The organism is Marinobacter sp. EhC06, assembly GCF_001650915.1.
Classification (GTDB): domain Bacteria; phylum Pseudomonadota; class Gammaproteobacteria; order Pseudomonadales; family Oleiphilaceae; genus Marinobacter.
The window spans coordinates 22907-44573 of record NZ_LXYO01000035.1 but is presented as its reverse complement, the minus strand read 5'-3'; the positions used below and the strand labels follow the sequence as shown (position 1 = coordinate 44573).

24 protein-coding genes are annotated in these 21667 nt (G+C 53.2%); 5 read left to right on the top strand and 19 right to left on the bottom strand.

Going from position 1 to position 21667, the window contains the following annotated elements:
• Positions 1-39 precede the first annotated feature (39 nt).
• From A8B84_RS22165 to A8B84_RS18115, 7 genes are all read right to left on the bottom strand, one after another.
• On the bottom strand, positions 40-231 hold the full coding sequence (locus A8B84_RS22165; protein WP_413772285.1) for a hypothetical protein: 192 nt from the start codon (positions 229-231) through the stop codon (positions 40-42).
• Between the two features lie 291 nt (positions 232-522).
• Positions 523-1011 carry a hypothetical protein gene (locus tag A8B84_RS18140; RefSeq protein WP_082905225.1) on the bottom strand — a complete coding sequence of 163 codons (489 nt, stop codon included), beginning with the start codon at positions 1009-1011 and terminating at the stop codon, positions 523-525.
• 42 nt (positions 1012-1053) lie between these two features.
• Positions 1054-1320, bottom strand: coding sequence for a DksA/TraR family C4-type zinc finger protein (locus A8B84_RS18135; protein ID WP_064226867.1), 267 nt, complete (start codon positions 1318-1320; stop codon positions 1054-1056).
• Positions 1321-1418: 98 nt separating this feature from the next.
• The gene (locus A8B84_RS18130) at positions 1419-1739 is read right to left on the bottom strand and encodes a DUF2834 domain-containing protein (protein ID WP_064226868.1); all 321 of its coding nucleotides are present in this window, start codon (positions 1737-1739) and stop codon (positions 1419-1421) included.
• 152 nt (positions 1740-1891) lie between these two features.
• Complete coding sequence (locus A8B84_RS18125) at positions 1892-2371, bottom strand: acyl-CoA thioesterase (protein ID WP_064226869.1); 480 nt, start codon at positions 2369-2371, stop codon at positions 1892-1894.
• Between the two features lie 63 nt (positions 2372-2434).
• A complete protein-coding gene (locus A8B84_RS18120; protein WP_064226870.1) occupies positions 2435-2722 on the bottom strand; it encodes a DUF1330 domain-containing protein in 288 nt (95 codons plus the stop codon).
• Between the two features lie 59 nt (positions 2723-2781).
• On the bottom strand, positions 2782-3627 hold the full coding sequence (locus A8B84_RS18115; RefSeq protein ID WP_264753901.1) for a LysR family transcriptional regulator: 846 nt from the start codon (positions 3625-3627) through the stop codon (positions 2782-2784).
• A gap of 144 nt (positions 3628-3771) precedes the next feature.
• On the opposite strand from A8B84_RS18115, the gene A8B84_RS18110 reads away from it, so the two are divergent.
• Positions 3772-4476: an FMN-dependent NADH-azoreductase gene (locus tag A8B84_RS18110; protein WP_064226872.1), complete on the top strand. Its 705-nt coding sequence runs from the start codon at positions 3772-3774 to the stop codon at positions 4474-4476.
• A complete protein-coding gene (locus A8B84_RS18105) occupies positions 4469-4948 on the top strand; it encodes a nucleoside deaminase (protein ID WP_064226873.1) in 480 nt (159 codons plus the stop codon). The genes A8B84_RS18110 and A8B84_RS18105 overlap by 8 nt, the downstream gene beginning before the upstream one ends.
• A gap of 117 nt (positions 4949-5065) precedes the next feature.
• Here the strand turns inward: A8B84_RS18105 and A8B84_RS18100 are convergent, their stop codons facing one another.
• The 8 genes from A8B84_RS18100 to A8B84_RS18065 form a co-directional block, all read right to left on the bottom strand.
• Positions 5066-5566, bottom strand: a complete 501-nt coding sequence (locus A8B84_RS18100; protein WP_064226874.1) for an AAA family ATPase — start codon at positions 5564-5566, stop codon at positions 5066-5068.
• Positions 5567-5883: 317 nt separating this feature from the next.
• Positions 5884-6837, bottom strand: coding sequence for a hypothetical protein (locus tag A8B84_RS18095; RefSeq protein WP_064226875.1), 954 nt, complete (start codon positions 6835-6837; stop codon positions 5884-5886).
• 91 nt (positions 6838-6928) lie between these two features.
• Complete coding sequence (locus A8B84_RS21910) at positions 6929-8014, bottom strand: hypothetical protein (protein ID WP_227512607.1); 1086 nt, start codon at positions 8012-8014, stop codon at positions 6929-6931.
• Positions 8015-8117: 103 nt separating this feature from the next.
• A complete protein-coding gene (locus tag A8B84_RS18085; RefSeq protein ID WP_064226876.1) occupies positions 8118-8648 on the bottom strand; it encodes a hypothetical protein in 531 nt (176 codons plus the stop codon).
• Positions 8638-9408 carry a hypothetical protein gene (locus A8B84_RS18080; RefSeq protein WP_064226877.1) on the bottom strand — a complete coding sequence of 257 codons (771 nt, stop codon included), beginning with the start codon at positions 9406-9408 and terminating at the stop codon, positions 8638-8640. Before A8B84_RS18080 ends, A8B84_RS18085 begins: the two co-directional genes overlap by 11 nt.
• 153 nt (positions 9409-9561) lie before the next feature.
• Entirely contained in the window at positions 9562-10221 is a 660-nt protein-coding gene (locus tag A8B84_RS18075; protein ID WP_138102995.1) for a hypothetical protein, read from the bottom strand.
• 234 nt (positions 10222-10455) lie between these two features.
• Positions 10456-11154, bottom strand: coding sequence for a ribonucleotide reductase subunit alpha (locus A8B84_RS18070; RefSeq protein ID WP_014576864.1), 699 nt, complete (start codon positions 11152-11154; stop codon positions 10456-10458).
• Positions 11155-11181: 27 nt separating this feature from the next.
• Positions 11182-13320 carry an adenosylcobalamin-dependent ribonucleoside-diphosphate reductase gene (locus tag A8B84_RS18065; RefSeq protein ID WP_064226917.1) on the bottom strand — a complete coding sequence of 713 codons (2139 nt, stop codon included), beginning with the start codon at positions 13318-13320 and terminating at the stop codon, positions 11182-11184.
• 449 nt (positions 13321-13769) lie between these two features.
• On the opposite strand from A8B84_RS18065, the gene A8B84_RS18060 reads away from it, so the two are divergent.
• Complete coding sequence (locus A8B84_RS18060) at positions 13770-14591, top strand: DUF6160 family protein (protein ID WP_064226879.1); 822 nt, start codon at positions 13770-13772, stop codon at positions 14589-14591.
• Positions 14592-14636: 45 nt separating this feature from the next.
• Here the strand turns inward: A8B84_RS18060 and A8B84_RS18055 are convergent, their stop codons facing one another.
• From A8B84_RS18055 to A8B84_RS18045, 3 genes are all read right to left on the bottom strand, one after another.
• Positions 14637-15431: an ABC transporter ATP-binding protein gene (locus A8B84_RS18055; RefSeq protein WP_064226880.1), complete on the bottom strand. Its 795-nt coding sequence runs from the start codon at positions 15429-15431 to the stop codon at positions 14637-14639.
• A gap of 9 nt (positions 15432-15440) precedes the next feature.
• The gene (locus A8B84_RS18050; RefSeq protein ID WP_064226881.1) at positions 15441-16343 is read right to left on the bottom strand and encodes an ABC transporter permease; all 903 of its coding nucleotides are present in this window, start codon (positions 16341-16343) and stop codon (positions 15441-15443) included.
• 67 nt (positions 16344-16410) lie between these two features.
• Positions 16411-17385 carry an ABC transporter substrate-binding protein gene (locus tag A8B84_RS18045; RefSeq protein WP_064226882.1) on the bottom strand — a complete coding sequence of 325 codons (975 nt, stop codon included), beginning with the start codon at positions 17383-17385 and terminating at the stop codon, positions 16411-16413.
• A gap of 242 nt (positions 17386-17627) precedes the next feature.
• On the opposite strand from A8B84_RS18045, the gene A8B84_RS18040 reads away from it, so the two are divergent.
• Positions 17628-19295 (top strand): AMP-binding protein, encoded by a 1668-nt coding sequence (locus tag A8B84_RS18040; protein WP_064226883.1) that lies wholly within the window; start codon positions 17628-17630, stop codon positions 19293-19295.
• Positions 19296-19428: 133 nt separating this feature from the next.
• On the top strand, positions 19429-19914 hold the full coding sequence (locus A8B84_RS18035) for a thioesterase domain-containing protein (protein ID WP_064226884.1): 486 nt from the start codon (positions 19429-19431) through the stop codon (positions 19912-19914).
• Positions 19915-19919: 5 nt separating this feature from the next.
• Here A8B84_RS18035 and A8B84_RS18030 read toward each other — a convergent pair whose 3' ends face one another.
• Positions 19920-21608 (bottom strand): ABC transporter permease, encoded by a 1689-nt coding sequence (locus tag A8B84_RS18030; RefSeq protein ID WP_064226885.1) that lies wholly within the window; start codon positions 21606-21608, stop codon positions 19920-19922.
• Between the last annotated feature and the right edge of the window lie 59 nt (positions 21609-21667).

Here is a 21667-nt window from a genome sequence, read left to right as displayed (position 1 = left end):
TACCGGCACTCCATAAATGTCTGTCTTCACCGTGGAAATTTAGCATCCATGGGGTGGTTTTAAAGTAACGTTGCTATACTCCATGACCTGCTCAGGGTGACCAGTGTGCTCATTTATCTGCTCACCAACAAATACGAATCCCTGTTTTTCATAGAACTTGACGCTCGGCACATTCTCTTTGTAAACGGTCAGTTGCAAGCACTCCCGCCGTTTTTTAGCGTCATCCAGCAAGGCCGTGCCGATTCCCTTGCCTTGCAAGTCAGGCGCTACAAAGATTGCCGCCAGGTTGTCCCGTAAAGGCTATAGAAGCCGGCCATCGTTCCTTGGGACTCTGCTATGAATGTCTCCGATGCAGGAATGTATAGATCCCGCATGTCGTTGACCTTTGATTCCCAAAACTCCGGCGCAATGAAATTATGAGCTTTGATTGAGGCCGATAGCCAAATCTCCAGGATTTGATCTAAATCGGCCTGCCTGTACTCCCGAATCATCTGACTAATTCCTGTAGTCTTAAAGGCACCATCATGAATCAGTTGGTTCTACCAGCCGCACAGCGACATTTGAATGGAGCGATCCAGTTCCACTCTCGTGACGCGAGCCAAACAGGATTACCCATTGACCCTTCTCCAGAATGAGTTGCCCGTGGCCCGAACTATGCCTGCCACCTGTGGTATAGGTGCCTGCAAATCCGAAATTGAGTTTACCGGGTGAGTCTTTGATTCGACTGACCTGATACCCGATTGAAACTTCAGCAGTTGAAGCGAAGCCCTTATCTTCGGCAGACACCGCCATCCTCAGAACACCCGACTCTTCCAGAAATACCGGTAACACATCGGATGAACGGCTATTGGGCCTGGTGGCCTCGCATTCACAATACCGGACTTCCAGGACCAACTGGTCGCTAGCGATGTAAACTTCAGGTTCAGCTGGCTCAGCAAGTGCAAGTCCGGGGAATACGAAAATTGCGGGCAGAATAAACTGAAAAATTACGTGTGGTGTCATCCTTAGCATGGTTCTATAGCTCCTGAGCTTTAGAGCAAGTGAATCAACGGGCTATCGAAGCTGGCTGTCCTTGCTACCCCTGCGATTGATGCCGCCGGAGTGAGGGTGCTCTTTTTCATGGGCCGACTGGCAGTCAATGCACAAACGAACACCGGGAATGGCCTTGCGCCGCGCCTCTGGAATCGGCGCTCCGCACTCATCGCATTCCTCGGCACTTTCGCCTTTGGCCAACTGGCTGCGCGCGCGCTGGATTTCATCTTCAACGCTTGCGTCGATCTGTTCCTGAACCGCACCATCACGAGACCATCCGCCTGCCATGGGGCCCTCCGGAGTCTGGCTGACTGAAACCACTCAACGTTAGCATTGTAGCTCGGGTGCTCAAAGATAGCCGACGCTGATCTAGCCCACACGAATGGTCAAAGCCTACCGGCTTCAGTCTCGCGCCCACCTCGAAGAACCAGATACAGCAAGGGCCCTGCGGAGACAAACACTGCTGTCAGAACGAAAAACGGAATCAGGTAACCCAATCCTTTGCCTCGACGTTTGGCATCCTGGTACATCCAGATGCAAGCCAATACCGCGAGAATGTAGAGATCGATAACAACCTGTGCGGTATCGGGGCTGGACATCAGCTGGGCACCGAAGGCCAGGAGGGATTGCTCGGCTCCGGCCATTACCCAGAAAGTGAAGCCCATGAACAGGCAGAGAACGATGAGGGGGAGGGGGGATACTTTCATGATCTTCCTTGATTTAAAAAATTGAGGTTTATTGGTTCTAGACTCGGGGATTTTCTGTGTATTGGGTCATCTCCTGTTGATCCGTTCGTCTTCAATACTGGCGTCGATCCGTTCCTGAACCATACCATCGCGTGACGTTTAGAGCACCGGGCTCATTTCTTATGCAGTGCCCTGTAGCGCTCCTCCAGTTCGGCACGAATCGCGCGGCGCTCCTTGCCGTTGGCAAATCGCCGTATCTGATCATCGGTGCCCGGAACCAGCTGCGGTACGGCGACAGCTTTGCCGTTGTCATCAACCGCCACCATGGTAAAGAAGCAGCTGTTGCTATGGCGGACCAACTTGTCGCGGATGTTCTCGGTAACCACCTTGATGCCGATCTCCATGGAGGTACGGCCGGTATAGTTCACGCTGGCCAGAAAGGTGACCAGCTCGCCAATCTGGATGGGCTGGAGGAACATCACCTGGTCGACGGACAGGGTAACAACATAAGTCCCCGCGTAGCGGCTGGCGCAGGCATAGGCAACCTCATCCAGGTACTTCAGCAGGGTGCCGCCGTGCACATTGCCGGAGAAATTGGCTTTGTCCGGCGTCATCAGAACGGTCATGCTCAGGCTTGTTGAATTGTTTTCCATGGCGCTTCTCTGTTGGTTTGCTTTCCAGTATAGGCGCCAGGCTGCCAGCGGTGGCAGTAGTTATTAATCGGCCTCGAACGTCACCAGATCCACATCTGCTGCCTGGGTGCGTAACGGCACCAATGCCTGATAGGCAGGAGAGTCGTGCCAATCGACGACGGAATCCGCATCGGGAAACCGAATGACAACGGTATCGGTGTGCCGGTATTGCCCGCTCAGCACCTTTGCCTGTGTGCCCCGAAGTACCAGTTCCGCACCCCAGGGAACCAGCGTTTCCGGAACAAGGCTGCGGTATTGTGCCCATTTGTCGGGGTCTTTTACGGTGATGTTGCCGATCACGTAGGCGGTCATTGGCGTTCTCCGGTTTTTATTGGGCTGATGTCCATGAAAAATAAGAGTGACTGCATGCATTACTGGTTCAAGATATCTTCGATCCAATTCAGGAATCTGGCCGCACTCCTCGTTTCGAAGCTGTCCCTACCTGGAACGTAATAGCACAAATCTGATGTTACCGATTGAGTGTCGAAGTGCTGCAGAACGTTGGCCTTCAACAGCCTGTCTACGAGCGTTGTAGAGCAGAACACCAGTCCGTTGCCTGCCATAGCCTGTTGGATCCCGAAAAGCTCCTGATCAAACGTTTTGAGTTGAACATTTGCCCCCTCCAGTCCATTTTTCTCTAACCAATTGGTGAGGGGAGGGGCCGGTAACGCTTTGTTTTTCCACTCCGTGGTGAAAAGTGTGATTGGTTCACTCTCCCAGGAAGGAGGCGTCATTCCATAAGCACCAAATACATTGAATGACTCAAATCGAATGACATCAGAATCTTCAACGACTGAGACATCACCGAGCCGAACCGGAATGATATAGGATTGGCTGTCGACCGACTCGCCGGTCGATATTTCCACAGAGATATCCGGGTTGGCTTGTTCAAACTCGTGCTGGGAAGGGATCAGCACCATCGCTGCCAAGGATGATGTCGTCGTCACCCTGACCGTATTGCCTGCCTTCACCACCTCTTCCAAAGCGCTGTCGATTTTCCGAAATCCTTCCGAGGTCGCTTTGGCTAATCGGATACCCGTTCCGGTTAAGGATATCCGCCTTCCCTGCCGATGAAACAGGCTCACATTCAATCGGCTTTCCAGGTTGCCAATGTGGTGTGAAATGGCTGTCGGCGTTAGCGAAAGTTCTTCTGCGGCCAACTTGAAACTTCCCCGGCGGGCAGCCGACTCAAAGGCTTTCAGCGCCTGTAATGACACTTGCAATATGAATCTCCAGGTCAATCACGAGTTCATGAACGTTCGGATGAGTTTAAGTCATCTGCAAGTGTAATTTTTCCGTTTGTGCAAGTCCATTCAGCGCCACAAACTAGCTCCTGTCATCAATCAGCCAAGGAAATGAACATGAGCACACTATTACACATTGATTCCAGCGTCAGAGCGGCGACAAACCCGAACCCGGATCACGATTCCATATCGAAAAATGTCGCCCGTCGGTTCATTGATACCTGGAAACAGAACCGGCCTGAAGATGAATATATCTATCGTGACGTTGGCGTGAATCCACCCGCTTTCATCACCCAGGATTGGATTGGCGCGGTGTTTACCCCGGAGGAGAAACGTACCCCGGCGCAGCAGGAGACACTGGCACTCTCTGATACCCTGATCGCGGAAGTGTCGGCGGCTGACGTTATCGTGATCTCCTCACCCATGTACAACTACGGTATGCCGGCTCAGCTAAAAGCCTGGTTCGATCAGATCGTTCGCATTGGCAAAACGTTTGATTTCGATCTCGAACGAGGGGACTTCCCCCTGCAGCCTCTGCTCTCCGGTAAGACATTGATCATCGTGACCTCCAGCGGAGAGTTTGGCTTTGAGAAGGGCGGAATAAGAGAAGAGTCTGGCCACCTGGTGCCGCACCTCAGAACGTTGAGCAAATACCTCGGTGTGGACACCATTTATGAGGTCGCCGCTGAATATCAGGAATTTGGCGACGAGAGGCACCGAGTGTCAGTCGCCAACGCCAAAGCTCGAGCCGAGAGCCTTGCTTCAGAGCTGAGCCTTTCAGCCCCGGCGCTATCGTCAAGAAATGAGGTCACCGATGCGTGACCGAATTGATGAGGAGCGTCTGGCAACCTGTGGCGAAAGTGCCATTGATCTGGCTATTAGCAATGTAAAAGCCGGTGGTTTGCCGTTTTCCGCTGTGATCGTCAATCAAAATGGAGACGTTGTCGGCAAGGGGGTAAATCAGGTTGCCGAGCATCTGGATTGTACCGCACACGCAGAAATACAGGCGATAAGGGACGCTTCATGGAATGAGAAAAGCGTTTCTTTAAAAGGGACGACGTTGATTGCTTCAGGAGAGCCTTGCGCTCTCTGTTACATGGCGATCCGTATGGCCGGCATTGCGAATGTCCGTATATTGTTGGATCGATATGAGGCGGCAGAAAACGGGTTTGACTACCTGTGGACTTACCAGCATTTGAATCCGGCTCTCATCGATGAACTCGACGTTGTGACATTGGATAGCGATAGGAAATTGCTTCCCTTCCAGATGACCAGAATGGGTGTGAGTGATTGAGGAGAGGGGGTTACTAATGGCGTGGCGGCTAAAACCAGAGCTGCCACGCTGGCATTTCCAAGTTTGTCAGGCTAGCAACTGACTGCCAACGTAGATGCGTCTGGCAGCAGTCACCCGTTATCCGGACTTTCCTTCAACAATCTGGAGGTTGAACGCCTCCGACTCTTCGGGCGGTTCAAAGTAACCCGTCACCATGCGAAAGACCTCCTCCGTGTCGAACTGTGCTCGTTCGGGTTGTTCTTTCTGCCGCTGTTTCAGCTGTTTTAAACAAACTTCATCGTCTACCGACAAATAGTACAGCTCATGAGGAATGCCGTGTTGCGAGTATATATCCTTGAACCAGGCTCTCTGCTTAGGGGTGTTGCCGGGAAAGTCCAGGACCACAGAGGTACCGGCCAAGAGCACTTGCTCAACGTGTGATCTCAGCACTGGCTTGAGCCGAGATGAGTAACGAATGTAATCATTGAAATCATTGATCTCGCCAGGGAACAAAGCGGCCAGCCATTCATCCTCTGAAATAAGCACGGCTCCCCGCTCGCGAGCGATCTTGCCAGACAAAGTGCTTTTGCCAGCTCCCATCTTCCCACAGAAGAATATCAACGTTCCGTACGAACTCATTGCTTAATCCTTAGGCAAAATGCCAAAAACGGCGCTCGATTACCTCGGCCGCCACCGGACGGGCGCCCCGTTGTGCTAGGCCAATTTCCTCCGGGGCCCGCGTGACTGGATGGCGGGCGTCCATTGCCTTTTGAACCATTTCCGCTCTTAGCCATGACGCATCTCCTTTGCCTCATTGGCTGGAATCTCGATATACGCCCAGCAGTGTAGGCCAACGAGTACCTTTAACGCCGCCGTAACCGGCCGAAAAACCGCGTAGCGGTTTGCAGGTCCAGCCCACGAAATGGGGGAGGTCCACGGTCCCGTTGACGCCTATGTTAAGGGCTGAGACTGGCGATCTGCTCAAGATGGTTAATCCACAAGCTCATATTTAAAAATTTAATTTTCTTTGGCTCCTTTTTGTCTCTTTCTTTAGGCGGCACCCATTCACCTACTGAAGTCTTCACGACACCATACGCCAGAATCCTCTGGCCTTCGGTATATTCTGAGGGGTCAAGCTCCTTATCTGCGATAACTAGCTCAATACTAGGAATAGGTGTAACCTTGTCTACTAACTCATAATAAGGACTGTGTAGCTTTATTTTCCAGTATTTGAATTTTTCGGTTGGCGGAATAAGCTTTGAAACAACACCCTGAAAACACATTGGGTGTTTTTGTTTTTTATTTTCAACAAGTTTGTAGGCTGAAATATACTGATCTTCCTCAAAATAGAATGCATCCCATTTAATCTTCTTTCCTCTGTAATTGAGGACGATCAAAGAAGCAAGTTCATTATCCTCTTCAAGTTCTGATCTCAGCGCAAGAACTTGCTGCAATACCTTTATATAGCTCGGGGCTGTACCTTTTCTGGTATACGTTTTACCTTTGAGTCTTTTTTTGCTCGGATATTCTATGGAACCGTCTCTTGGCTCAGTTGTAGTCTCAGAACGTTCTGGTTTGTGAAGTATTTGAAGACTGAACTCATACTTATTGTCATCTAAAGACCTTAATACATCTGGGTCAGAGTCTCTTGCAATAACCTCAACCGCGCCCTCGGTGTTGTAAGGGCAAAATTTGTATGAATGTTTATGGTTTTGCTTAAGCTTAAAAAACGAAGGAACTGTAATTACTCTTTCTAAGCGTCTTTGCTCATAGGAGTGAACAAAAGACATATATGCATCACATCCATTCACATGGCAGACATACTCGCCGTCATAGCCACCTTCACAATCTTCAACGGTGACTTCTTCTTGAGTTTTTTTGTCTTTAACTTTTTTTACTTTTACACCCAAAATTAGATCCTTACCATTTTTGCCTTAACGTCGCGATCAACAGCGGGGGGCGCGATAGCGCCGGAGTCTGATGAATGGCTTTGTTCAGTATTTACTCTGATGATTCGAACGATTTTTCTGGTACTCCACTTGGTCGCACCATAATCAAATCTTCTGGATCTAGGCCATCTTGGACAAAAAGCTCTGGGGTATTCTCTTCCTTGATGCCTTCCATCATAACCAAAGCCTTAGCCTGCTCAAATGCGTTTTTAACTGAAAGTCCGAACCCTATTGCAGAATAGAACTGTGAAGAAAATACTTTAGCCGCATTATCGCCAATGCTAGTATTCATGCCAATAGCTGCTTCAACATGCTGAATTACAGATTCCGCTTGGTTATAGGAATAGCAAGTATTAAAGAAAACTAAACGAATGTTACTCGATGAGGCCATCATAGTTTGAACAATTGCCTCTTTACTAACTAGTTTTGCATTGCCATTGGCATCCTGAAATACTATCTCGTCGGAGTCTGAACCATGACCGCTAAAATGAACTATTGTTGGACTCAACTCATTTATTGCTTGCAGCACATCCATTGGTTGGACTGCCCACCTACTTTCAAATGAAACTGAATCTCTGTGCTTCGCCTTTCTAATCATATCGCCGATAGAACGCGCTTCTTCGTCAAGCCTTAACTGTTGCGCATCGACTGGGTTTGATGCTAAAAATAGAACCATAATCCTCTCTGGAAGCTGTTGAAGTGCCTCTAGAGTTTCAATAGTGCTTTGATGCAACCCTTCATGCTTATCCAGAGTTCTGTTTATTTGATTTATTCTTGATTGTTCTGCTCTGGACTGACGCTCTGATTCCCTTTGTCTTTTTTTAGCCTCTTTTTCTTCTTCCGTTGACACTTTTTTCTGCTCATCAGAAAGTTCTTTCTGCTTTTTTGCAATTTTGTAGTCAAGATCAGCCACTTTCTTTTCCGCTGTCACTTGATCCTTTTGGTGTCTTTCAATTTCACGTAGCTTGGTTTTCGCAGTACTTGTACTACTAGTTCGGGACAATGCTTGTGAAGCAGAGCCTATCTTCACAGAGAGATTGGCTATTTTAGCTTGTTCCTTCGCCTTTCCCTGCTGCAGCTTGGCGATTTCTTCTCGTTTTCTCGACACATTTCGACGGTAAGAATCCAGCAATGACACACTTTGCTCCTCAAGAAAAATCCTGGCTATAATGAACGCCCGGCTCACGCGCCGGTTTGGAGCCGCGAAGCGGTGGAAATCCAGGTCGCTGTGAAGCCGATTGTTAGGGGCTAATATATAGTTTGGTGAAGGCAATAAGCTCATCGACGTATCCGATTCCGACATTCAAGCTCGGCAAGTACACTGTAGGGTGAGCACATTGATTCCGAGTGGCCAAATGGCCGTGCAGAACTTTCAAGTGTGCTTTCTTAATTACACCGACTTCTTTTCCAACATCCAATATCTGGGATTCAGGACATTGTTCTTTCAGTTCTGCCAGGTCTTTAAACTTCCACTTCGGGCGCAGAGACCGAATTTCGGCTTCCTTGTCGGCGTATAAGCGCTCGGCCAGTATTTCGAACAACCCGCTCCAGGCTAGGACCATTCCTGCTCGAATACAGCCCACCTCAAGACACTTTATTGATTCTTGAAAGTATGTTTCCACATCAACGGGCATGGAACGAATGTCCCGGAGAAGGCCTTCAAGAAATATAATCCGTGATTTCGAAGCTTCATGGCTGCTGAGAATTCCATGAGCTTCTTTCTCAGCCTGTCCTACACGCTTCAATAAATTCGGCAGTAATTCAGTCGTCATCTTCAGGGCTCAGAAGATTTTTTCTCAGAGATTTAAACAACTGATCGTAGACTTCTGGATTATCAGTCGCGGGCAGATGAAGCTCGATATTTATCGCAATGGTTGGAACGCCGTTACCCTTGATTTGACTTGATAATCCGCCAATACCGGAAATGGGAGCTTCATTTTGAGCCGTGCTAACTGGATCAACATTGAAAGACGAACTACGGTCACTTTGTTGACCACCCCCATGGTCGAGCGCTTCTTTAGCCACTGGTTCACTGTCATCTGGGTTAGTTTGCGCTACCCTTAACGTTCCGTCATCGTTACTAACTAATCCTGTGATAACAAGGATATCGACAATAGTACGAGCCCCGGTACGATTCCCCTTTGTATTCTTGGCTCCTGCCGCATAAAGCACATGACCAGCAGCATCCTCAACTGAGAGGCCACCTTTGATTCTAATAGTAGAAACAATGTTGGATAAGAATTCACTTTCACGAACAACCTTACGCCATGTGGCTGCTATATGCTCAGACTGGTTGTGGTCAAGCGCTCTGGCGAGTTTCAATCCCTCATCAGTGATCTTTTTCTTTTTCCCGGATGTGACAATCCCGGTTTCTGCTAGAAATGGGTTGTTAGGACTAATACTTGTTCTACCGATACCAATGAGCTTGGAAAGGCTCGCCAAGTCGATTTCCTTACCTGAGTGACCATAGCCCTTGATGATCTTCTCCAACTCTCCCAGCGAAGACGCTGGCAAGCTTATCGCATCGGTCATTTTGTTCTCCATTTTCTGTGTATAAAGAATCGTACTCTGATAGGGAGCCGCCCTCTAACGCCTTGGGTAAGCCGCTGGGACGGAGCGCAGCGGAGTACCGGTCGGCTTCACCCACTGGTTAAGCGTGCTACGATGCCCGGCACCTAAAAGACGCTATGACAAGAGCTCATTCATGTCTCGCGCATAATCCTTAAAACTAAACCAGCCAAGCACATAAAGTATTTGCTTGGCTCGGTTTTGGTGACCGTGAGATTCAAGGGAGAAATGCTCGCCATGGTCTTGCTCAAGCGCAGTGAAGACTTTCTTTACCCCTTTCTTGTAATTTGCTTCTTCATAGTGAAGGGCTTGGTTTCTACCTTCCCAAATAATATCTCTAATTGGTAAGGCTCCAATTTGCCTACCCATTGGCGCGTCACTTTTCTTACCAAACACCAAGGAGATGCCTTGCTTTGCGATTTGCAGTACTCCCCCAGCAATTGCCTGAGTGGCTTGTTGATGAGCGCCCACAGCCGCTTGGATTTCAGCAGCCCTGCGCTCTATCTCTTTCGCAGCTTGGTGGGCTTCAGCCATACGATGAAAAGCAGCCATGACGTAAGCATCGGAGAAATCGTCATTCATATCACTAGTTTCGAAATCCCACTTATAGGCCTTTTCTTTGGCCTCTAACGTGGTGAGCGCTCGTCTTAATTCTGACAACAGCTTCTCTTCATCAGTGGCAAGTTTCAATAGATTCGCCACCGCAAACTCGGTATCCGTGACGTACTGGTGCATTTCCCTCTCGCTTAACATTTGTACAGTGGTCGCGATGATCATATTCCCCGACCAAATATCCACTCTGACCACTTCTCAATCTGTCAAAAAGTGCTTCAGACTGAATATCCTGAATCCCAAGCTCGTTCTCAGGGTTTCGATAAAAACAATCTTCGCGACCGCTCTCACTGATATCACCAACCTTTCGATCAAACAGGCCGTTCTTCCGGCCCACCAAACAAAAAGGCCCGAAGTTCTCACTCCAGGCCTTCTCGTCATTCATAATAGCTCATCACCTCAACCGCACTTGCTATCGCCGCAGGAGAGGCAAGTCGCACACCCATCCATCACGATCACCGCCTTGGTGCTGCACTTGCCACACATGGTGGCGTTCGGCGGGAAGTCGCTGGCCTTTTCATCGTTCGTCGCCGTGCTGTGGCTGGCTTCGAACTCGGCGCGCTTCTCGGCGAGGATGCGCTTGGTGGTTTCGCTCATTTCCTCGCTTTCCAGCAGGCCGATGGCCTTCAGGTGCTTCTCGATCACGGCGCCGATTTCAGCCACCAGGGAAGGCATGAACACGCCGCCTTTCTTGAAGTAGCCACCGTTGGGGTCGTACACGCTGCGCAGCTCTTCCACCAGGAAGGTTACGTCGCCACCCTTGCGGAATACCGCAGAGATAACGCGGGTGAGGGCGATAACCCACTGAAAGTGTTCCATCGACTTGGAGTTGATGAACACTTCGTACGGCTGCCGGCTCTCGTGGTCGGTGCCTTCGTTGAGCAGGATGTCGTTGATGGTGATGTACATCGCGTGCTCGGCCACCGGCGGCTTGATCTTGTAGGTGGTGCCCAGCAGGAAGTCCGGCCGTTCGATGTATTCGTTCATCTGAACGGGCTTGGTTTCTGCGTGCACCGGTGCCTGGTGTTCGGCGGCTGCTTCTGGGTCGGCCTTCTTTACGCGGTAGCCGACGATTTTGTTGCTGATTTTAACTGTCATGTTCGTTGTCCTGTGTCGGTTCCCGGATCAGTACTTGCCGTAGGTGCCTTCTTTAAGCGCGTCAAACAGGTTGGCGGCGTTGTGGATTTCGCCGTCGTACTCTACCTGCTCGTTGCCCTTGAGGGTGACCTTGCTGCCATCGTCCAGGGTGAACTCGTACATTGTGTTCTCGAGGTCTTTTTCCTTAACCAGTACGCCCTGGAAGGCTTCCGGGTTGAAGCGGAAAGTGGTGCAACCCTTCAAGCCCTTGTCGTAGGCGTAGAGGTAAATGTCCTTGAAGTCCTGGTAAGCGAAGTCTGTCGGAACGTTCGCGGTCTTGGAAATCGAGGAATCTACCCACTTCTGGGCGGCGGCCTGGATGTCCACGTGCTGTGACGGTGTTACGTCGTCGGATGTGGTGAAGTAGGCCGGCAGCTTCTTGTCTTCATCATCGGAGAACGGCATGGCGCCCGGGTTTACCATATGGCGGTATGCCAGCAGCTCGAAGGAGAATACGTCGACTTTCTCTTTGGTCTTCCGGCCTTCGCGGATGATGTTACGCGCGTAGTGGTGCGAGAAGCTCGGCTCGATGCCGTTACTGGCGTTGTTGGCAAGTGACAGGCTGATGGTGCCGGTCGGCGCGATGGACGTGTGGTGGGTAAAGCGGCCACCTTTCTCGGCCAGTTCTTCCACCAGCTTCGGCTCCACCTGGGCAATCTGCTGCATGTACTTGCTGTACTTGGCGTGCAGGATGCGGCCTTTCACCTTGTCGCCCAACTTGTAGCCGTCTTCAGACAGCTGCGGGCACTTGGTGAGCATTTTCGGGGTAATTTCAAACTCGTCGTCCATGATCGGCGCAACGCCCTTTTCCTCGGCCAGGGCGAGGGACTGGCGCCAGCCTTCAACGGCCATTTCACGAACGACTTCTTCGGTGAACTGAACGGATTCTGCGGAACCGTAGGGCATGCGCAGCATGGCGAGGGTGGAGCCCAGGCCGAGGATGCCCATACCGTGGCGGCGCTTGTAGGTGATTTCATGGCGCTGCTCAGCCAGCGGCAGGCCGTTGATCTCAACCACGTTGTCCAGCATCCGGGTGAAGATGGCCACAACCTTGCGGTACTTCTCGTAGTTAAAGCTGGCCTTGTCGGTGAACGGGTAGTCCACGAACATGGTCAGGTTTACGGAGCCCAGCAGGCAGCTGCCGTACGGGGGCAGGGGCTGCTCACCGCAGGGGTTGGTGGCACGGATATCTTCGCAGAACCAGTTGTTGTTCATCTGGTTGACCTTGTCGATCAGGATGAAACCCGGCTCGGCGTAGTCGTAGGTGCTGGTCATGATGGTGTCCCAGATAAACTGGGCTTTCAGGGTGCGGTAGATGCGGCAGGCAACCTTGCCTTCACCGTTCACCACGTAGCCTTTCTGCTCCGGGAAATCACGGTATACGAACTGGCTCTCGTCGCTCAGGTCCAGATTCTCGTCTTCGACTTCCTTCTGGGTAACGGGGAAGGAGAGGTGCCAGTCGGCGTCGTTGCGCACGGCTTCAATGAAGTCTTCGGTGATCAGCAGCGAGAGGTTGAACTGGCGCAGGCGGCCGTCTTCACGCTTGGCCTGGATGAAATCGATCACGTCCGGATGGTGCACATCGAACGTGGCCATCTGGGCGCCACGGCGGCCACCGGCAGAGGACACGGTGAAGCACATGCGATCGAAGATATCCATAAACGACAGCGGGCCAGAGGTGGTTGCACCAGCGCCGGCCACATACGCGCCTTTCGGGCGCAGGGTGGAGAACTCATAACCGATGCCACAACCTGCCTTGAGGGTAAGGCCGGCTTCGTGGTTCTTTTCCAGGATGTCGTTCATGGAGTCCTGAACGGTGCCGGAAACGGTGCAGTTAATGGTGGAGGTTGCCGGCTTGTGTGCTTCGGCACCGGCATTGGAGGTAATCCGGCCGGCGGGAATGGCGCCGTTCTGCAGGGCCCAGATGAAGTTCTTCATGTGCTGGGTGCGAACGGATTTGTTTTCCACCTCGGCAAGGGCTTTGGCAACACGTTCGTAGGTTGCGTTGATGTCCTTGTCTACGGGCTCGCCGGTCTTGGTCTTCAGCTGGTATTTGCTGTGCCAGATGTCGATCGAGGCTTCCTGCATCGGAATTGTTGTTACCACTGCCTGTGCCTTAGCGTTCATTTCCACCCTCTGTCTTCCGGTATGTCTTCTTTTGATGGCACCAGTCCTTGTACCGGCGGCGCCATACCCCTTGAGAATCGTCTGTTTGGCCTTGGGCCTGTTTTCTTTTTAACCACTATATATGGGCTGAATCTGAAACGAGTATAACAGGATATAGTGTTCTGTGAATAAGAACGCAACTATTGATAGACGCTTCGGGGCAAAGAAAATCAATCGAAACCGGCTTGAATCCGGGAAATTTTTTCTAAAACAGCGGTTTGGGGTTAAAGGTTCAAAACCACTACATGTTGTGGTTTAAAAATTGATCAGGCCCTAGGAGGTTCAGGTAGTCACATGATTTGTGACCCCTGCACGTACCCGGTTTGAACGTGTCGCTAAAGTATGGACGTGGTGTCGAAAACTGCAGTGGCCCACAGGATGTGAAAAAGACTAAAAACAAGGAAATAACAATGAAAGGCCTGAAACCTACCTTGCTAGCGCTCTGCGTTGCGGGTGTTCCACCTGCAGCCGTAGCCGAGATCCAGATGCTGGATGATTCGGCGATGGGCATGATCACCGGCCAGGCCGGTGTAACCATTGAGCTGGAAACCAAACTGAACATTGATCGCTTCATCTATACCGATGAGGGATCAATGGAAATCAACGATATCTTCGTGGGTGGTACCAACCGGAGTGATTTGTTCCCTGAGCTGGGGGTAAATCTGATGGGGGGCGCAGCTCAGGAGACGGACCTTCTGGATAATGTCCGTATCGAAATTGATATCCTCAGCGATGGCGATGCCATCATCAACGTTCTGCCTCAGGTGTTCGGAGCGGTGGACCTGAGAGTTTCGACCGGTGCGTGGAATCTGACGGGGACTGGTGGCAGTACCACCATTCTGGATAACTTTAATGCGGATATCCTGATGGGCGGCGCCAATATCGAGATTGATGCCGATACCGATGTGATGAACCTGAGAACGGACATCGCCGTTGACGACATGGATTTCGACATGCCGTTCCTGGCATTGGGCATCCGAGATTTCCGACTGACAGGCAACACCTATGATCCGGTTCGAAACAAAAACATTCCGGACCTGTTTGCCAAGGTTGATCTGGATATCTACAAACGCGCCAACAGCCTTGGTGTTGATAGCCTGGCCATTGATCTGAACTCGTTCAATGCCGACATCACAATGGGAGGGGTTCTGGTTGGTGGAACATCCATAGGCAGCGTGTTTATGGATGATCTGGCGATCACCAATACCCAGCTGTTGGTCTACGGTCACTGATTCCGGCTGTTAAACGAAAACGGGGGCCAGTCTGGCCCCCGTTTTTTAGCCCAGCAACAAACTGTCGTCATCCACTTCCAACCCGCGCTGTTTTTCAAACAAGCCGAGTAGATCTTTCACTTCCAGGCCTTCGCGGTCTTTGCCTTCGATATCAAATACCACCTGCCCCTGGTGCAGCATTACGGTGCGACTGCCAACTTCCAGCGCCTGCTTCATGCTGTGGGTCACCATCAGTGCGGTGAGCTTCTGCTCCTCGATGATCTTGGTGGTGAGTTCCAGCACGAACGCAGCGGTTTTCGGGTCCAGCGCGGCGGTGTGTTCGTCCAGCAGCAGGATGCTGGAGGGTGTAAGGCTTGCCATGAGCAGGCTCACGGCCTGGCGCTGGCCGCCGGACAGCAGCCCCATCTTGTCGCCAAGACGTTTTTCCAGGCCCAGGTTCAGGGACGAAAGGCTGTCCTTGAACTTCTCCATGTACTGTCTTTTAACGGCGCTGGTCAGGCCCCGGCGCTGGCCGCGCTTGATGGCCAGGGCGAGGTTTTCCTCGATGGTGAGACCTTCGCAGGTGCCGGCCAGCGGGTCCTGGAATACCCGGGCAACCCGGCCGGCCCGTTTGTGGGTCGGGAGTTTGGTTACGTCCAGGTTGTCCACAATGATCTGGCCGCTGTCTACCAGCACTTCGCCGGCCAGGGCATTCAGAAAGGTGGATTTACCGGCGCCGTTACTGCCTATGACCGTGACAAATTCCCCCTGGTTGACCGTCAGGCTCATGCCTTTAAGCGCGGGGTTCTCCAGCGGTGTTCCTTTGCCAAAGGTAAGTCGGAGGTCGGTTGCACTGATCATTTCGCCTCCTTAGGCCTTGCTACGGGAAAGTTTGCCGGCAATGGATGAACGCACGCCGGGCAGAACGATGGCCAGGGTAACCAGCACCGCGGTAATCAGGTTCAGATCCTGGGCCTGAAGGCCAAGGAAATCCGCATTCAGAGCGAAGGCAATGGCCAGCCGGTAGATGATGGCGCCCACCACGCAGGCGATAAGGGCACGCAAAACCGAAGAGGGAGTAACCACCGCTTCACCGCCAATCAGGGAGGCAAGCCCAATCACAATTACGCCCACGCCCATGGTGACGTCTGCTGCGCCCTGGCTCTGGGCGAACAGTGCGCCGGCAAGGCCAACCAGGCCGTTGGAGACGGCAACGCCAAGCACAATCATGGCGCCGGTGGCGATGCCCTGGGCCCGGGCCATTCTGGCGTTGGCGCCGGTGGCTCGCATGGCCAGGCCGGTCTCGGATTTCATAAAGCGCCACAGCAGGATGAGTGCAATAAAGACCACAATAACGAACAGAAGCACTGGAACCTGATGGTAGGCCAGATCCAGGTCGTACCAGGGAGTCAGCACCGTTTCTTCCGTCAGCAGAGCCACGTTGGGGCGGCCCATGATACGCAGATTGACTGAATAGAGCGCGATCATGGTGAGGATCGAGGCCAGCAGGTTCAGAATCTTGAGTTTTACATTCAGCAAAGCGGTTACCGCGCCAGCGGCCATGCCGGCAATTACCGCGCAACCGGTCGCCAACCAGGGATTCCAGCCTTCAATGATCAGTACAGCGGCGACGGCAGCACCGAGCGGAAAGCTGCCATCTACGGTGAGGTCCGGGAAATCGAGCACCCGGAAGGAGAGGTAGATGCCGAAAGCGACCAGGCCGTAGATCAGGCCGGTCTCGATGGCACCATAAAGAGCGATGTTACTCAGCATGGTCGGGTATCACCAATGATAAAACGGGCAGCCCCTTGTGAGGGCCGCCCGTGAGGGTTCAGGGAGGTTATTTGGCGCTGTCGATAACCTGCTCGGCGTCTGCGATGACGTCATCGGACAAGGTGATACCCATTCGCTCTGCGGCAGCCGGGTTCACGAAAAGGTCCAGTTTTTCCATAGTCTCAACAGCCATGTCACCGGGCTTCTCGCCATTGAGTACCCGGGCAACCATCACGCCGGTCTGGCGGCCATGGTCGTAGTAGTCGAAGCCCAGTGCAGCGACAGCACCACGTTCAACGGTGGCGGTGTCAGCGGCGAATACCGGAATGCCGGCGCGTTCGCCAACAGAGATAACGGCTTCGGCAGCACTGATCACGGTGTTATCAGTGGTGAGGTAAATGGCATCGGCTTTACCAACCAGGGAGCGGGCGGCACCAAGAACTTCGGAGGTTTTGGTGGCGGCACCTTTTACCAGTTCAAGACCGCGGGCGGCGAGGCGCTCTTCCAGCAGTTCCACCAGGGACACAGCGTTGGCTTCGCCCGGGTTGTAGACCGTGCCAATGCGTTTGGCATCGGGCATTACTCGTTGAAGCATATCCAGGTGTTTGTCGATGGGCAGCATGTCGCTCACACCAGTGATGTTGGCACCTGGCGCTTCCAGGTTGCTAACCAGCTTGGCACCAAGCGGGTCGGTAACAGCGGAGAAGATGACCGGCGTATTGCGGGCTGCTGCGGCAACGGTCTGGGCCGAAGGGGTGGCAATCGCCACGATCACGTCGGGGCTTTCGCCAACAAATTTGCGGGCGATCTGGGAGGCGATGGCGGAATTGCCCTGGGCACTTTCGTGCATCACTTCCAGGTTGTCGCCTTCTTTGAAGCCGAGCTCGGCGAGTTCGTCTTTAATGCCCTGGTAGACGGCGTCCAGTGCCGGGTGCTCCACAATCTGTGTGATGGCTACAACGCGGGGTTCCTGTGCCTGAACGAGGGTTGCCAGCGCCAGCAGTGTGGCACCGAACAGGGTACGCAGGGTTGTCTTGGCCATATGCCCATCTCCGGGTAGGTTAACTGGTATGTTTCAATTCTGAAGGGGCGCAAGTTTACCACAGGCAAAGGGTTTGAGGGGTAGGGATCTTGGCCCGGGAGAGCAGGGATGTGGAAAATAGGTGCAGTTGGAAATTATTTTGCTTGTGTCACGTTTTGACGGCTCATACTATGTTGAAATACCCTACGAAAGTCTAATAATAAGTCATCCATAATTCGAATAACGAACTGCAAGGAAGGTCCATGGACACAACAAATAAACTTCCCCTGGATATGGTCTATCACTGGGAGAAGGCCAAGGCGAACTCTGTCTATATGACTCAGCCCATCGGGGGCGGGAAAACGGTGGAGTACACCTGGGGCCGGGCGGTGGATGAGGCAAGGCGCATGGCGTCTTACCTGAAGTCCCTGAACCTCCCCGAAAAGAGCCGCATCGGCCTGATTTCCAAAAACTGCGCCCACTGGATAATGACCGACTGGGCCATCTGGATGGCTGGCCACATTTCCGTTCCGCTCTATCCCACGCTCAACGCCGACACCGTGAATTACATCCTCAATCATGCCGAGTGTGACGTGGTGTTTGTCGGCAAGCTGGATGACTGGGACATGATGAAACCGGGCGTGCCGGAATCTGTGCGTTGCGTCTCCTTCCCGCTGAGCCCGCCCAATGATTTCGAAACCTGGGACGATATTGTCGCCAAGTATCCGCCTCTGGAAGAAAACGTTCAGCGTGATGCCGACGAGCTGGCCACCATCGTTTACACCTCCGGCAGCACCGGTAAACCCAAGGGCGTGATGCTCAGCTTCTACAACATGGCCTATGCGGCAGAGGGGGGCATGGAGGTGCTCGGTGTGGGCTCCGAGGAGCGCATGTTGTCGTACCTGCCGCTGGCTCACGTGTTCGAGCGTACCTTTGTTGAACTGGCATCGCTCTATGCCGGGTTCCACCTGTATTTTGCGGAATCTCTGGACACCTTCGTGGAAGATTTGCGGCGGGCCCAGCCAACGCTGTTCCTCTCGGTACCGCGCCTGTGGGTGAAATTCCAGCACGGTGTGCTCCAGAAGCTGCCGAAGAAGAAGCTGGACCGCCTGCTGAAGATTCCGGTGGTCAACAAACTGATCAAGAAGAAAATTCTCAAGGGCCTTGGCCTGGACAAGGTCAAGCTGGCTGGCAGTGGCTCGGCCCCCCTGGCGAGCGACGTTCTGGACTGGTACCGCAACCTTGGCCTTGAGTTGCTCGAAGGCTATGGCATGTCTGAGAACTTTGCCTATTCCCACATGAGCAAGCCAGGACGATCAAGAACCGGCTACGTCGGCGAGTCCGCGCCGGGGGTTGAAACCCGTATCAGCCCGGAGGGTGAGATTCAGATCAAGAGCCCGGCCACCATGATGGGCTACTACAAGGACGAGGAGAAAACCCGGGAGACCTTTACCGAGGATGGCTTCCTGAAGACCGGCGACAAGGGTGAGATTGATGAGATGGGCCGGCTCAAGATCACCGGTCGCATCAAGGAAATCTTCAAGACCAGCAAGGGCAAGTATATTGCGCCTGCGCCCATTGAGAACCGCCTGATGTCCCATGATGCCATCGAGATGGTGTGTGTCTCCGGTGCCAATCAGACCCAGCCCCACGCCCTCGTGATGCTGGCAGAGGAGTCCCGACCGAAAATGGCGGATGAAGCGTTCCGGAAGGAAATCGAGGAGAGCTTCAAGAAGCTGATTGCCGATGTTAACAAGACCGTGGATCCCCACGAACAGCTGGCATTTATCACGGTGGTGAGCGACGAATGGTCCATCGAGAACAGCTTCCTCACACCCACGATGAAGCTCAAGCGAAACGTGGTTGAAGACGCATACCAGGAGAAAGTCGACAATTGGTATGCGCAGCGTCAGCCAGTTATCTGGCAATAGCGCTTTTGATTACAGGTGAAGATGTTCTGGCCCGGCTCTGCCGGGCCTTTTTTTGTAGTGGAAAAAACCGACGTAAGTCGCATAGGGAATCGGGGGAAGCAGGCCTAAACTGAAGGGATATCAGGAGGATGTTATGAGCCAGTTGTCCCTTTTCCAGAAACGTATTCAGGACGAGATTCCCCTTTCTCGGGCCTTGGGGATTCAATTACATTCCTGGGATGGCCATTCCTTGTTACTCAGTGCACCTCTTGAGCCCAACAGTAACCATCAGGGTACCGGGTTCGGAGGCAGTGTCTACTCGGCGGCGGTAACGGCGGCCTGGGGCCTGACGGAACTGGCGCTCTGGGACCTCGGCCTCCGGGGGAATGTCGTGGTGCAGAGCGGGAATATCGACTATCTGGAGCCCGTGACATCAGACTTCTACGTGATCTGCCGTCTGCCGGGGGACGAGATCCCCGAACGTTTTCGCAAGAGCCTTGCCAGGCACGGCAAGGGGCGGCTGGATCTGACTGCTGAAGTCTTCTGTGGGGAGCCAACCACGATGCCGGAAGGCGACCCTGTGGCTGTGTTCCAGGGGCGATTCGTGGTTCAGGATGTGAAATCCCGGGTCACTTTCTGATCCGCTCAGGCGATTGAGCGACTGTTGGAAATGGAGCGGCTCATCAGAATGATCGGAATGATGCCTGCCAGGACTATGATCAGCGCGGGCAGGGCGCTGTGGTACAGTCGCTCGTCTGACGCAAACTGGTACACGTAGGTGGCCAGTGTCTCGAAATTGAACGGTCTGAGAATCAGTGTGGCCGGCAATTCCTTCATGCAATCCACGAACACCACCAGGGCAGCGGTAACCAGCGTGCCCCTCAGCATGGGCAGGTGAACACGTACCAGGGTGTTACCCGGGCTGTGTCCAAGAGACCGCGATGCCATGTCCATGCTTGGTGTGATTTTCTGCAACGCACTTTCCACACTACCGGCAGAAACCGCCAGGAATCGCACGGTATAGGCAAACACCAGGGCGAAGGCCGAGCCGCTGAGTAACAGGCCGGTGCTGACACCGAAAACATCCCGCATCAGGCTGTCCAGCCAGTTGTCAAAACCCGCCAGTGGCACAATCACGCCCACGGCCAGCACCGCCCCGGGCATGGCGTAGCCAAGACTGGACAGGCGCATAAGCACCTGCATTTTGCGAGTGTTGTGCAAGCGGCGGCTGTAGGCGAGCGTGATACCGATCAGCAGAGTGGTGAGGGCCGCAGTACCGGAGAGGAAGAGGCTGTTGAAGGTGTTGCGGACAAAATCCGGGTTCCAGCTTTCGCCAAAATATTCCCAGGCATAGAGGCCGAGCGTGGCTCCGGGAATCACAAACCCGAACAGCACCGGTAATGCGCACACGGCCACGCAAATCATCTGGCGCGGGAATGACATGGTAAAGCGCTGGATCGGATCCCGGTTATCCCGGGCTGCGAATTGTTGTTGGCGTCTTCGCGAGTAGCGCTCAAGGGTCACCAGGATGACCACGAAAATCAGCATGGTGGTGGCTATCTGGGCCGCGCCGCCAAGGTTGCCCAGGTTCATCCAGGTATCAAACAGGCCGGCGGTGAGGGTCTGAACCGCGAAGAAATCCACGGTGCCGAAATCGTTCAGGGTTTCCATCAACACCAGCGAGAGACCCACAGCAACCGCCGGGCGGGCGATGGGGAGAACCACCTTGAAGAACGTGCTCAGAGCGGAGTGGCCAAGACTGCGGCTGACGGCGAACAGAGACGGGGACTGCTCCAGAAAGGCAGCCCGGGCCAGCAGGTAAACGTAGGGATACAGGACCAGCCCGATCATCAGCGTGGCGCCTTCAAGGCTGCGGATTTCCGGGAACCAGTAATCGGCAGCGCTGTTCCAGCCGAAAAGGTCCCTCAGTGCGCCCTGGACCGGCCCTGCGTAGTCCAGGAGGCTGGTGTACACATAGGCAATAACGTAGGCCGGCACCGCGAACGGCAGCAGCATGGCCCACTCAAAGAATTTGCGGCCGGGAAACTCGCACATGGTGACTGCCCAGGCCGAGGCCAGGCCTATCACCAGAGTAAGGGCGCCCACGCCAATCATCAGCTTCAGTGTGGTTGTCAGGTAACGGGGAAGCGTGGTCTCGATGAGGTGAGGCCAGATATTCTCTTCGGGAAAAAACGCCAGGAAAATAACGGAAAGAACCGGGAGGGCGACGATGGCGGTGGTCAGCAATGCGCTGATCATCCATTTTGGAGAGGTACGCTTTGCCAGCAAGGGCTGGGATAGCCCGGGGTTAACGCTGGTTGCGGCCTCGCTCATAGTGTTCCTGTGTCTGGATGTGGGGTCTGTCCGATTGAAGGTTGCAGATTGTAGTCACC

Excerpts from the sequence above, each read along its gene's own strand:
- A8B84_RS18140 (WP_082905225.1), bottom strand. The coding sequence starts at position 1,011 with ATGCTAAGGATGACACCACACGTAATTTTTCAGTTTATTCTGCCCGCA.
- A8B84_RS18135 (WP_064226867.1), bottom strand. The coding sequence starts at position 1,320 with ATGGCAGGCGGATGGTCTCGTGATGGTGCGGTTCAGGAACAGATCGAC.
- A8B84_RS18130 (WP_064226868.1), bottom strand. The coding sequence starts at position 1,739 with ATGAAAGTATCCCCCCTCCCCCTCATCGTTCTCTGCCTGTTCATGGGC.
- A8B84_RS18125 (WP_064226869.1), bottom strand. The coding sequence starts at position 2,371 with ATGGAAAACAATTCAACAAGCCTGAGCATGACCGTTCTGATGACGCCG.
- A8B84_RS18120 (WP_064226870.1), bottom strand. The coding sequence starts at position 2,722 with ATGACCGCCTACGTGATCGGCAACATCACCGTAAAAGACCCCGACAAA.
- A8B84_RS18110 (WP_064226872.1), top strand. The coding sequence starts at position 3,772 with ATGAGCACACTATTACACATTGATTCCAGCGTCAGAGCGGCGACAAAC.
- A8B84_RS18105 (WP_064226873.1), top strand. The coding sequence starts at position 4,469 with ATGCGTGACCGAATTGATGAGGAGCGTCTGGCAACCTGTGGCGAAAGT.
- A8B84_RS18100 (WP_064226874.1), bottom strand. The coding sequence starts at position 5,566 with ATGAGTTCGTACGGAACGTTGATATTCTTCTGTGGGAAGATGGGAGCT.
- A8B84_RS18085 (WP_064226876.1), bottom strand. The coding sequence starts at position 8,648 with ATGACGACTGAATTACTGCCGAATTTATTGAAGCGTGTAGGACAGGCT.
- A8B84_RS18080 (WP_064226877.1), bottom strand. The coding sequence starts at position 9,408 with ATGACCGATGCGATAAGCTTGCCAGCGTCTTCGCTGGGAGAGTTGGAG.
- A8B84_RS18075 (WP_138102995.1), bottom strand. The coding sequence starts at position 10,221 with ATGATCATCGCGACCACTGTACAAATGTTAAGCGAGAGGGAAATGCAC.
- A8B84_RS18070 (WP_014576864.1), bottom strand. The coding sequence starts at position 11,154 with ATGACAGTTAAAATCAGCAACAAAATCGTCGGCTACCGCGTAAAGAAG.
- A8B84_RS18065 (WP_064226917.1), bottom strand. The coding sequence starts at position 13,320 with ATGAACGCTAAGGCACAGGCAGTGGTAACAACAATTCCGATGCAGGAA.
- A8B84_RS18060 (WP_064226879.1), top strand. The coding sequence starts at position 13,770 with ATGAAAGGCCTGAAACCTACCTTGCTAGCGCTCTGCGTTGCGGGTGTT.
- A8B84_RS18055 (WP_064226880.1), bottom strand. The coding sequence starts at position 15,431 with ATGATCAGTGCAACCGACCTCCGACTTACCTTTGGCAAAGGAACACCG.
- A8B84_RS18050 (WP_064226881.1), bottom strand. The coding sequence starts at position 16,343 with ATGCTGAGTAACATCGCTCTTTATGGTGCCATCGAGACCGGCCTGATC.
- A8B84_RS18045 (WP_064226882.1), bottom strand. The coding sequence starts at position 17,385 with ATGGCCAAGACAACCCTGCGTACCCTGTTCGGTGCCACACTGCTGGCG.
- A8B84_RS18040 (WP_064226883.1), top strand. The coding sequence starts at position 17,628 with ATGGACACAACAAATAAACTTCCCCTGGATATGGTCTATCACTGGGAG.
- A8B84_RS18035 (WP_064226884.1), top strand. The coding sequence starts at position 19,429 with ATGAGCCAGTTGTCCCTTTTCCAGAAACGTATTCAGGACGAGATTCCC.
- A8B84_RS18030 (WP_064226885.1), bottom strand. The coding sequence starts at position 21,608 with ATGAGCGAGGCCGCAACCAGCGTTAACCCCGGGCTATCCCAGCCCTTG.